The 8,401-nt window shown below is 59.3% G+C and carries 16 protein-coding genes; 7 read left to right on the top strand and 9 right to left on the bottom strand.

Features of this window, described 5'->3' with window-relative positions:
• Positions 1-20 precede the first annotated feature (20 nt).
• Together ACYVNQ_RS04685 and ACYVNQ_RS04690 are read left to right on the top strand one after the other, a co-directional pair.
• The gene (locus tag ACYVNQ_RS04685; protein WP_460901111.1) at positions 21-1,166 is read left to right on the top strand and encodes an ATP-binding protein; all 1,146 of its coding nucleotides are present in this window, start codon (positions 21-23) and stop codon (positions 1,164-1,166) included.
• 34 nt (positions 1,167-1,200) lie between these two features.
• Positions 1,201-1,899: an SOS response-associated peptidase gene (locus ACYVNQ_RS04690; RefSeq protein WP_460901112.1), complete on the top strand. Its 699-nt coding sequence runs from the start codon at positions 1,201-1,203 to the stop codon at positions 1,897-1,899.
• Here the strand turns inward: ACYVNQ_RS04690 and ACYVNQ_RS04695 are convergent, their stop codons facing one another.
• Positions 1,900-2,211: a hypothetical protein gene (locus ACYVNQ_RS04695; RefSeq protein WP_460901113.1), complete on the bottom strand. Its 312-nt coding sequence runs from the start codon at positions 2,209-2,211 to the stop codon at positions 1,900-1,902.
• Positions 2,212-2,329: 118 nt separating this feature from the next.
• Here ACYVNQ_RS04695 and ACYVNQ_RS04700 point away from each other — a divergent pair, with 118 nt between their 5' ends.
• Positions 2,330-2,530: a hypothetical protein gene (locus ACYVNQ_RS04700; RefSeq protein WP_460901114.1), complete on the top strand. Its 201-nt coding sequence runs from the start codon at positions 2,330-2,332 to the stop codon at positions 2,528-2,530.
• A 19-nt stretch (positions 2,531-2,549) separates the two neighbouring features.
• Here ACYVNQ_RS04700 and ACYVNQ_RS04705 read toward each other — a convergent pair whose 3' ends face one another.
• The 4 genes from ACYVNQ_RS04705 to ACYVNQ_RS04720 all read right to left on the bottom strand — a co-directional run bounded on the left by ACYVNQ_RS04705 (position 2,550) and on the right by ACYVNQ_RS04720 (position 4,447).
• Entirely contained in the window at positions 2,550-2,852 is a 303-nt protein-coding gene (locus ACYVNQ_RS04705) for a DUF7673 family protein (protein ID WP_460901115.1), read from the bottom strand.
• Positions 2,853-2,877: 25 nt separating this feature from the next.
• Complete coding sequence (locus ACYVNQ_RS04710; protein ID WP_460901116.1) at positions 2,878-3,249, bottom strand: type II toxin-antitoxin system PemK/MazF family toxin; 372 nt, start codon at positions 3,247-3,249, stop codon at positions 2,878-2,880.
• Complete coding sequence (locus ACYVNQ_RS04715) at positions 3,236-3,466, bottom strand: antitoxin of toxin-antitoxin stability system (protein ID WP_460901117.1); 231 nt, start codon at positions 3,464-3,466, stop codon at positions 3,236-3,238. The genes ACYVNQ_RS04710 and ACYVNQ_RS04715 overlap by 14 nt, the downstream gene beginning before the upstream one ends.
• A gap of 432 nt (positions 3,467-3,898) precedes the next feature.
• Positions 3,899-4,447: a type II toxin-antitoxin system PemK/MazF family toxin gene (locus tag ACYVNQ_RS04720; RefSeq protein ID WP_460901118.1), complete on the bottom strand. Its 549-nt coding sequence runs from the start codon at positions 4,445-4,447 to the stop codon at positions 3,899-3,901.
• 274 nt (positions 4,448-4,721) lie between these two features.
• Here ACYVNQ_RS04720 and ACYVNQ_RS04725 point away from each other — a divergent pair, with 274 nt between their 5' ends.
• Complete coding sequence (locus tag ACYVNQ_RS04725) at positions 4,722-4,946, top strand: hypothetical protein (protein WP_460901119.1); 225 nt, start codon at positions 4,722-4,724, stop codon at positions 4,944-4,946.
• A gap of 17 nt (positions 4,947-4,963) precedes the next feature.
• On the opposite strand, the gene ACYVNQ_RS04730 is transcribed toward ACYVNQ_RS04725, so the two are convergent.
• Complete coding sequence (locus ACYVNQ_RS04730; RefSeq protein WP_460901120.1) at positions 4,964-5,326, bottom strand: hypothetical protein; 363 nt, start codon at positions 5,324-5,326, stop codon at positions 4,964-4,966.
• Positions 5,327-5,474: 148 nt separating this feature from the next.
• Between ACYVNQ_RS04730 and ACYVNQ_RS04735 the strand changes: the two genes are divergently transcribed.
• Positions 5,475-5,747 (top strand): hypothetical protein, encoded by a 273-nt coding sequence (locus tag ACYVNQ_RS04735; protein WP_460901121.1) that lies wholly within the window; start codon positions 5,475-5,477, stop codon positions 5,745-5,747.
• A 70-nt stretch (positions 5,748-5,817) separates the two neighbouring features.
• Positions 5,818-6,045, top strand: a complete 228-nt coding sequence (locus ACYVNQ_RS04740; RefSeq protein ID WP_460901122.1) for a hypothetical protein — start codon at positions 5,818-5,820, stop codon at positions 6,043-6,045.
• A 16-nt stretch (positions 6,046-6,061) separates the two neighbouring features.
• Here the strand turns inward: ACYVNQ_RS04740 and ACYVNQ_RS04745 are convergent, their stop codons facing one another.
• Together ACYVNQ_RS04745 and ACYVNQ_RS04750 are read right to left on the bottom strand one after the other, a co-directional pair.
• A complete protein-coding gene (locus tag ACYVNQ_RS04745; protein WP_460901123.1) occupies positions 6,062-6,343 on the bottom strand; it encodes a hypothetical protein in 282 nt (93 codons plus the stop codon).
• A gap of 52 nt (positions 6,344-6,395) precedes the next feature.
• Positions 6,396-7,220: a hypothetical protein gene (locus tag ACYVNQ_RS04750; RefSeq protein WP_460901124.1), complete on the bottom strand. Its 825-nt coding sequence runs from the start codon at positions 7,218-7,220 to the stop codon at positions 6,396-6,398.
• An 88-nt stretch (positions 7,221-7,308) separates the two neighbouring features.
• Here ACYVNQ_RS04750 and ACYVNQ_RS04755 point away from each other — a divergent pair, with 88 nt between their 5' ends.
• The gene (locus ACYVNQ_RS04755; protein ID WP_460901125.1) at positions 7,309-7,890 is read left to right on the top strand and encodes a hypothetical protein; all 582 of its coding nucleotides are present in this window, start codon (positions 7,309-7,311) and stop codon (positions 7,888-7,890) included.
• 205 nt (positions 7,891-8,095) lie between these two features.
• Here ACYVNQ_RS04755 and ACYVNQ_RS04760 read toward each other — a convergent pair.
• On the bottom strand, positions 8,096-8,401 hold a 306-nt coding region (locus ACYVNQ_RS04760; RefSeq protein WP_460901126.1), incomplete at its 5' end, for a transposase.

Here is an 8,401-nt window from a genome sequence, read left to right on the forward strand (position 1 = left end):
CGTGTGTAACCGAGGGAATCATGAGCCTGTCGGATTTCATCGAAGTAAACCTTTCTGAACTGATCGACGAGTGGGCGGCGTTTGCCGGGACGATCAGCCTGAAGGACAATCATCTCAGTGAGAGCCAGTTGCGAAACTCGGCTCGCGACATCCTGACCCGGATTGCGGAGGATATGCGCGAGCCGCAGAGCAGCGCGCAGCAGTTGGCCAAGTCACGCGGCGACCGGCACGATTCAGACTCCGCTTTTGACAGAACCGCGCGCCAGCACGCCGACGACCGTCTTGCACAGGGCTACGGAATCAACGATGTGGTGGCCGAATATCGGGCCCTACGCGCCAGTGTGCTGAGGCGATGGCACCATCCATCGCCGGACGATGCTGTGGCTACCGGGGAGATGGTCCGGTTCAATGAGGCTATTGACCAGATGCTCGCGGAATCGATCCGGCAGTACGCGCAACGCACGGAACGCATCCGGGATCTGTTAGCCGGCGTGCTGGCGCACGACCTGCGCTCCCCACTTGGCGCGATATTGAATTCTGCTGAGGTCGTCCTGCATGACGAGGGGCTGTCGTCATCCAGCGTGAAAGCGGTGGCGATCGCGCAACGGAGCGCCGCGCGCATGAAACGGATGATTGACGATCTTCTCGTCTTCACGCGCACCCGCCTCGGCGACACGCTTCCAGTCGACTTTACGCCGCAGGATATGGGGCGTATCTGCAACGACGCGGCCGACGAGGTGCGCGCTTCGTATCCGGACGCATGTATCGACGTGCGCCTTACCGGCGACCTTACCGGCAGGTGGGACGGAACCCGCCTCGGCCAACTGGCAGTCAACCTGCTTGTGAACGCAGTCCAGCACGGCTCAGGGGATATAAGCGTGAACGTTCTCGGTCAGGCTGGGCATATGACTCTCATCGTGTCCAACCAAGGCAACCCGATACCGGAGGCAGCGCTGCCGACGCTCTTTGATCCAATGACCCGAGCAAGTCATTTGCCGAGGCAAAGCGGGGTGACGTCGAGCATGGGCTTGGGTCTTTACATTTGCCGGTGCATCGCACAGGCACATAACGGCACCATATATGCGGAAGCGATAGGAGGCGGGACGAGTTTCACGTTGAATATCCCCTGTTCTCAGTCGCCCGAAGACTTGATCAAAGACAAATAACCTTCCATCTCATGGTAGCTGTCGGAGAACCGCCATGTGCGGACGATACTCACGCGGTCAGAAAGACCTGTTCTACGTCGAGCCACTGATGAGCGATGCGCTCGATCCGCGCTTTGCCGATCAACGGGAGATCTTCAAGCCAAGCTGGAACGTTTCCCCGGGCACCCAGCAGCCGATCATCGGCCCGACAGGTCCGCGCGTCGAAGTGTGGGGATTTCGACCGCAGTGGGCAGTTGCGCGCAAGGTGCCGATGATGATCAATGCGCGGCTCGACAAGGCGAACACGAGCACCTGGAAAAGCCTGTTCAACACGGGGAGGGTGCTGGTGCCTGCTGATGGCTGGTATGAGTGGTTACCGGTCGCGGGCAAAAAACAGCCGTACTTCATCCAGGCGAACGCTGGACCGCCCGTGTACTTCGCCGGGCTGAGCAGCGCGCGTCCGACCAGCGAGACCGCCGCGGCCCCGGGCCTCGTGTACGGCTTCGTGATCGTCACGGCGCCGGCGGAAAGCGGCATGCTGGACGTCCATGACCGTCGGCCACTGGTGCTGACGCTCGAGGAAGCCAAGGTGTGGCTCGACCCGGCGACGACGTTCGACGAGGCCGTCCATCTCGCCAACGATGCAGGCAAGTCCTCCGACGACTTCCACTGGTTCAAGGTGTCGGCCGCCGTCAACCGGAGCGGCAATGACAGCTCCACATTCAACGATCCGATCGACGACGTGGGCAGCTGATCAAGAGCCTCGCCCGACAAGCGTCGGCGCATTGGGATGTGGTACCGGCGGCGACCTATAAATCTTGTCGGCTCGGCTGATTTCAGCGTCGATCATTCGAATCAGCTGGTTAAGCTTCTTCATGCGCACAATTTGCGGTTGGTCGTTCTCGGTATCTATGCGGCATGCGTCGGCAAGGGCGCGGATCTCCGGCAGCGCGTAGCGCTGGGCCTGTACCTCGAATATCAAGCGGCGTACGTCGTCGGACTGATACTGCCGGCACCAGGCGCGTAATTCGTCATATTTCGGCGGCTTGAAAGGGGGCAGGATCATACGAACGCTCCGCAGAGATACTGTATATGCGTACAGTATCTCACACGGGAAAGGGCATCTGAGCGACCGCCCCTCGTGACCTTATCGTGCGACGTTCGCAACCGTCCCCAGCAAAGCCATGGCCAATATTTCAGCCCTGATTGAAGGTCTCAACATCCTGCAGCGTTACGAGCCCACCGCAGACGTCTACGGCGTGTCGCGGTCAGTCGGGTCAATCGAAGTGAACGAACAAGAATTCGATCAGATCTCGCAGGAAGACCGTAGGGCGCTGCAGAATCTGGGATGGCGCAGCGCTGGCGTGTACACGTGGCGGCTGTGACGGACAATCCGCCCGGTACTTAGCCCTTAACCAGCTCGGGACGCCATTCCCGCACGACCGCTTCAAACTGCGGGCCGTAGCCGAGCGTGTCCGGATAGCTGTGCGCACGCGTCGCGAGGCGAAAGACGACGCACATATCGTCGGCGATCGCTTCGTCGACGGCCCACCCGGTGGTCATGTCGTACGAGCCGCATGAGCCAGCGTTCCACCATGCGAGCAGGAAGTCCGCGACACATCGACTCTGGTCCGTCATGCCGCGGCCATGTTCGAGCAGGCGCTCCAGAGCTGCGCGCTCGGTCGCCGTCATCTGTTCGGGTCGCATTTTTTCAGGCTCCACAGTTTGAGCGTTAGCGGAGAAGAAGCAGCTTCATCGCGTCTTCGACGCGGCGCATGTGGTTCGTGGTGAGCGTCGTCAGCGGCTGGTCATTCATAAACCGGGCGTTGGAAATGGCGCGGATCTGATCGATCAGCAAATCCGTTGCCTCATCGGGCGCTTGGCCGGGCAACCGCCCGAGCGCGATCCTCAGCGGAGAATTATCTCCGGACACGATGTCAGACGTACCGGGGATAACGATGGTCGTAGGATGGCCGACGTCGTTGAGCAGGTCCGTCTGAATTACCAGAGCCGGGCGCTCACGCTTGCCCGGCTCCTCTTTGTGCGTTTGTGGGGTGAAATCAACCGCCCACACCTCGCCGCGTTTTACCTTAATCGAGGCCATCGGCGATCGATTCCTCTGTAGATTCGTTGAAAGCAGCATGCTTCGCCGCGAGCTTGCGCGACAGGTTGCCTATCCGCTCTGCCATCAGGCGTTCGTTTTTCTCGCGCACAGCCTCGCGGATGTAATCGGAACTCTTCAGGCCAACCATGCTGGCGAATGATCGCGTCTCTTCGGCGAACTCTTCCGCCGCTCGGAATGAAAGTGTCGTAGCGTGCATCTCGCCCTCCATGGCATGTTGCAGACGTAATCTTAGCAAAAAACGTAATACGCCGATGTAAGACGGATTTTGGTGCGAAAAGTTCGCTCCGAATTTGCAAACGCACGACCGTTCAAAACGTTGATCATTAACATTATGTCAACTCTCATGAAATGAACTTCGACCCGAAATATTGGTCCAAGCGTATGCGCTTGCCGCGCGTCCCAGTGAGGCGCATGGCCACAGCAGTACCGTGGCCATGCGCCTCACTACGCTCTCTTCGTTTTCCGGGTGTGACATTGTTTCGCCCCAGAAATGCAAAAGCCCGGCTATTAACCGGGCTTTTGCGTCCCATCGAGAGGGAACACTACTTGGTGTTACTTTTGGCCTCGAAGGCCGACGAAGCAATCTTCGCGTTTTCCTAATATGTTGTCAAGCACAATATCCCAGCGTTCACATGGCATTGTCGTCAGTTTTGACATCGGCCGCAGCATCGGCCGCCAGCTGTTCGCCACCCTGGAGCAGCTCCTCAATCGTGGCCGCAGTAGCGGGTTCAGGAGCCTGAACAGGCGGCTCGACGGGTTGCAGTAGCGATGCGCCGCCGATGGCCGTCAGGACGGCGCGTTGAATCATGGCCACGACATCCCGAGGCAACGTATCGGTGACGTATTTTCCATCATCACCGCGCAGCGTGAAAACGCGCTCAAGGCTCGCGTATTGCATCAGTTCTGCTTTGGCCCAACGATCGCACGGTTGCCAAAATTTCGTTTGCGGGACGTGAGCCGGATCGACCTTGACATGGTAGCCGCGCGCCTCTTTGTCTTTGTCGTACGTCGAGGACAACGGGACGACGATGCAGCCCGGCCCGAGCTTGCTGTTCATCACCACGGCCAAACGGTTCTTGATCATTTCGGGCGGCATTCGCCCATCCACGTGGTGCTTACCACCTTTCCCGGGTCGGTAAACGCCAAAGTTGCAAACGACAATCTGCCCTACTTTCATGGTCTACCTCTTGCCCTCGGTGTTTGTTTTTATGCGGCCCACATACATCGGCAGTACGGCTGCGATCGGTAAGCGCGCGCGCTGTGAGAGCATAACTTACTCAAAGCTCAACCTGTCACGTTCTTGACGCTTGGTGGTGGTTAGGCAGCCCCGAAAAGTGACTGGCCTTGCAAGCGTCCCCCGGAACGCCTGATAATCCCCATGTCCCGCTTCACCCCGATGAGCCCGCCGCGCGCGGGCTTTCGCACATTCAGCAATTGAAATGAGGTGCGATATGGCAGGAACGGCAAAACGCCGCGCGGATCGGGCGCGGCTTCAGCGCAAGCGCGCGTACCGCTGGTGGGGACGACGCCTCACCTCTGCAAAAGATCTCGGGAAAGTCGTCGATACACCGACGCCGTGCAGCTGCTGGATGTGTGGCAACGCAAGGCGCTACTTCGGCGAGCGCACGGTTGGCGAACGGCGCTGGTTGCAACGCTTCGGCGACGACTCCGAGTAGAGCGATCCGGCCGCGCGTTAGTGCTCGTCGCTCGGGGCAGCGTCTGCGGGTCTTCCATCGCGCTGCTCTCCGGCCAACGTATGCACGAGTTCCTCGACACTCGCCAGATTCTTATCCGCCACATCATCAAAGTGTCTGGCGACACTCGTCCATCGTTCGGCAGAGACGGTCGTATGCAGCCCAAGCTGTTGTGCCGTCTCAAGAGGCATACGGACCACTACACGCGCGCCGACCCCATTCTCAAGTGTCGTCAACTCCTCGATGTGGACACCCTCGAGTTGGAGATAGACGACGCCCGGTTCGAAACACTCTTCATAGAAGTGCCAACCGGCCCCGTCACCGGTCGCTTCCTGATGGGCGATGGTCGATTTCGTGCTCATGTGTATGTTTCCAAAAAAAGGACGAAGCCTACCTGGTGCAGGCACCGCCTAGGTCCCGCCGTAACGTAATCGTGGGTCCGAGATTTCGTACGGGTTGTTCAGCGGAATTCGCGTGCGCTACACTCCGCGGCTCCGCCGGAGGCCGAAAATGACTAATGACAATAAATGGCTCGAGCAGCTGATGCAGCAGCTCGACGAGTCCGTTATGACGATCGATCAATATCACGCAAACTACCTGACCGGGTATATCACGGAGGCGCTGATCTTCCGTCCGGTGATCTACTGTGGCATTGACTACGTGGCTACCAAGAAAAAGATCCCCTACACGCCGCAAGCCGACGACTATGATCCACCCGTGACCCGGCTGCTCCAAGTTCTCAACGATCTCGGCTTTACCCTTCAAGTCGTGCCGAAGGACTGAGCCGTGAAACTTGCCTCATAGGCAACGCGATCCCACGTAGCATTTTCCCTTTGGAACGCTGGGGAAAGCGATGTTTCGCGTGCTCGTGTGGATGCTATTGTTCGCGACGATCGGCTCGGCCATTTCGGGGGCCGACGCTTATTTCAACTGGCAGCTCGCAGTCCTGCTCAATCCGATTGGTTGGCTCGGCGACTGGTGCGCCGCCGGGGCAGTCGTAGCCGTCGCTTTGCGGCAGCGTTATCTGCTCCGCCGCGTGCGTGACCTCGAGCGCCAACTGCATATCGCAGTGGGCAACTAGCGTGTCGGTGCGCCCTTCATTCCACCGCAGACTCACTGTCTGATTCGCGGCTTCGCGCGCGCTCACGCTCGTCCATCGACGTCACGCGAAGCCACGGCCCGAGCGTCTCGCGAAGGCAATGCTGGCAGAGCTCAATCTCGACCTTTGACGTGTCGCCGAATATCGACTCAAAGCCGCCGACAAACTCGAGCGAAACGAACTCGTGGAACTCGAAATCATCCGGCTCGTGCTTGCGTTTGCATCGATCACAAACATAGGCCGCGACCGTTTGCGCAGTGATTGCACGGTATTCGCGCATGGTAGCTCCTCGTTCAACAGGGGCGCCATGTTGACGCCTTATCGACGTCATATCAAGACCCGACCGCCTTGTTGATGGCTTCCTCCGCGATGGGACGCAGATACTCGGCCACGTCACGGGCGAGATACAGGCCTGGCTGCGGACGAGTCACCCATCCGGACTGGCCCTCTTGCATCGTTCTGAAGAGAACGTACGTTGATCCGCCAGTCGATTCCTTCATGCGTACCATTCCACCATACCGACGCTGCGTTTCCTTTGACTCATTCGCGAGCTCGCTGCGCGACAAGCGGCCTCCCCACGCGTATGAATTCCGGTTCACCATCTCGTGCGCTCGGGTCTGGAGACTCGAACGGAAAGGCGTCTGTGCCGCGGCAGCATGCATGCCACGCCCCGGCGTACGCTCCGTCACTTCCCCGCTCGGCCGCGTGCCGGTGTTCGTGATCGAACTCATGCGCAACTGACTCGCGAGCGCGTAGACGCCGCTAGGCATGGCCGCAGCATGCGCCGCATTGTTCGGCGAACTCGCGCGTATGGGCACGATCAAAAACCGTTTCCCACTCTCCGTTCTACGTACCTTTGGACTCGTCGCGAGAATGCGCTTCATGTCGCGCCCGGGTCGCCCGGTCTCGATCTCGCTCGCATACTTGTAGTCGCTCACGACTTCCGCGCTCAGCTCGGTCAGGTAGCGCACCTTGATCGAGTTGATGTACGGCGTCTTCTCGCCGCTCCAGATCTTCGCGCTTTTCACGGCTTCGATCAAGTTCAGCTGCGCCTCCTGCGCGATCGCGCGGATTGCCTGCGCGATACGAGGAATCACCTGAGCGTCAATGTCGGCTGCGACGTCTGGAATATCGAGTGTGATCGAGTAGTCGGGCACGGTAATCTCCTTTGAACACATTGTGCGTGCTCGACTGACGGACGGCAGCGATGCAGAATAACGCGTCCCACTACCATCAATAATCACCATGAAACACAGCGACTTTCGTATCGGGCTGCGCTTCCTCGGTGCAGCCGGCCACCCGTATCTGTGCACCGACGTCGGAACACGCATCATCACTGCGATCGCGATACCGGATCCGGATTTTGTGCCGAGCTGGGACGCCCCCATTTGGTTCCAAGGGCCACCGTACATCCTTAGTGAGGAAGTCTTCGACGAGCAACGCATAAACCGCTGCCAGCTCTCAATCGAGGACACGCTCCAGGAAACCGCAGAGTCGATCGGTAAGTCCGCCCATCCGGGATTCCATGGCGACGATCACTCGCGCGTGACGAAAGCGCGTTTCAAGTCAAAGCGCGGAGAGCGCCCCTACCCTCCCGCACGAGCTGGCGTGCTCCGGTTCGACCGCGTCCGCGGCGACGGCGAGATCCTGCACCCCTATGCCGCGAAGCTGCGCGATGAAGAGCAGTGGACGATCCTCGCGCTCGAGCTGTTCGACCGGCAGCACATTGAGATCGACGAACTCGAGTTCATCGCGCTGGCCCGCGCCACCGAAGATGATCTGCGCGCGCGAGCAGCAACACGCGACAAGAATGCCGGTAAAGCCTGAACTCTTATCCACCGATGCCGTGCACAAATCTGTGGATAACGCCGGATCCCTACTCGTAAGTCTTTGACCGATCAGGGGTTTGCTGCGGTGCGTTAGAAACGTGCAGCTGACGCATCGAGGCACCGACAGCAGCGTCGGCATGCATTGTTTGTTGATTTGCGCGGAATCCTGACCCGGGGGGGATGCGGATAAAAACCTGGACTGGTTAAGCGATGATTCCCAGACTTTTCCGGTACTCGACTGGGCTGAGTGCGCCCAGCGAGATTTTGATCCGCTTTTCGTTGTACCACCGGATATAGGCGTCCAGCGCACCGATGAACTGCTCAATCGTCGTCGATTGCCAATTCCTCGGATAGAACAGCTCGCTCTTCAACCGACCGAAGAAACCCTCGCACGCCGCATTATCCGGTGAGTATCCCTTGCGTGACATCGAGCGAATCAGCTTTGCACGGGCGATGCGGGAGATCCAGCCTGGCCAGCGATAGTGCGCACCGCGATCGGAGTGCACGAT

It is taken from the genome of Paraburkholderia jirisanensis (assembly GCF_054782355.1).

Excerpts from the sequence above, each read along its gene's own strand:
- ACYVNQ_RS04685 (WP_460901111.1), top strand. The coding sequence starts at position 21 with ATGAGCCTGTCGGATTTCATCGAAGTAAACCTTTCTGAACTGATCGAC.
- ACYVNQ_RS04690 (WP_460901112.1), top strand. The coding sequence starts at position 1,201 with ATGTGCGGACGATACTCACGCGGTCAGAAAGACCTGTTCTACGTCGAG.
- ACYVNQ_RS04695 (WP_460901113.1), bottom strand. The coding sequence starts at position 2,211 with ATGATCCTGCCCCCTTTCAAGCCGCCGAAATATGACGAATTACGCGCC.
- ACYVNQ_RS04700 (WP_460901114.1), top strand. The coding sequence starts at position 2,330 with ATGGCCAATATTTCAGCCCTGATTGAAGGTCTCAACATCCTGCAGCGT.
- ACYVNQ_RS04705 (WP_460901115.1), bottom strand. The coding sequence starts at position 2,852 with ATGCGACCCGAACAGATGACGGCGACCGAGCGCGCAGCTCTGGAGCGC.
- ACYVNQ_RS04710 (WP_460901116.1), bottom strand. The coding sequence starts at position 3,249 with ATGGCCTCGATTAAGGTAAAACGCGGCGAGGTGTGGGCGGTTGATTTC.
- ACYVNQ_RS04715 (WP_460901117.1), bottom strand. The coding sequence starts at position 3,466 with ATGCACGCTACGACACTTTCATTCCGAGCGGCGGAAGAGTTCGCCGAA.
- ACYVNQ_RS04720 (WP_460901118.1), bottom strand. The coding sequence starts at position 4,447 with ATGAAAGTAGGGCAGATTGTCGTTTGCAACTTTGGCGTTTACCGACCC.
- ACYVNQ_RS04725 (WP_460901119.1), top strand. The coding sequence starts at position 4,722 with ATGGCAGGAACGGCAAAACGCCGCGCGGATCGGGCGCGGCTTCAGCGC.
- ACYVNQ_RS04730 (WP_460901120.1), bottom strand. The coding sequence starts at position 5,326 with ATGAGCACGAAATCGACCATCGCCCATCAGGAAGCGACCGGTGACGGG.
- ACYVNQ_RS04735 (WP_460901121.1), top strand. The coding sequence starts at position 5,475 with ATGACTAATGACAATAAATGGCTCGAGCAGCTGATGCAGCAGCTCGAC.
- ACYVNQ_RS04740 (WP_460901122.1), top strand. The coding sequence starts at position 5,818 with ATGTTTCGCGTGCTCGTGTGGATGCTATTGTTCGCGACGATCGGCTCG.
- ACYVNQ_RS04745 (WP_460901123.1), bottom strand. The coding sequence starts at position 6,343 with ATGCGCGAATACCGTGCAATCACTGCGCAAACGGTCGCGGCCTATGTT.
- ACYVNQ_RS04755 (WP_460901125.1), top strand. The coding sequence starts at position 7,309 with ATGAAACACAGCGACTTTCGTATCGGGCTGCGCTTCCTCGGTGCAGCC.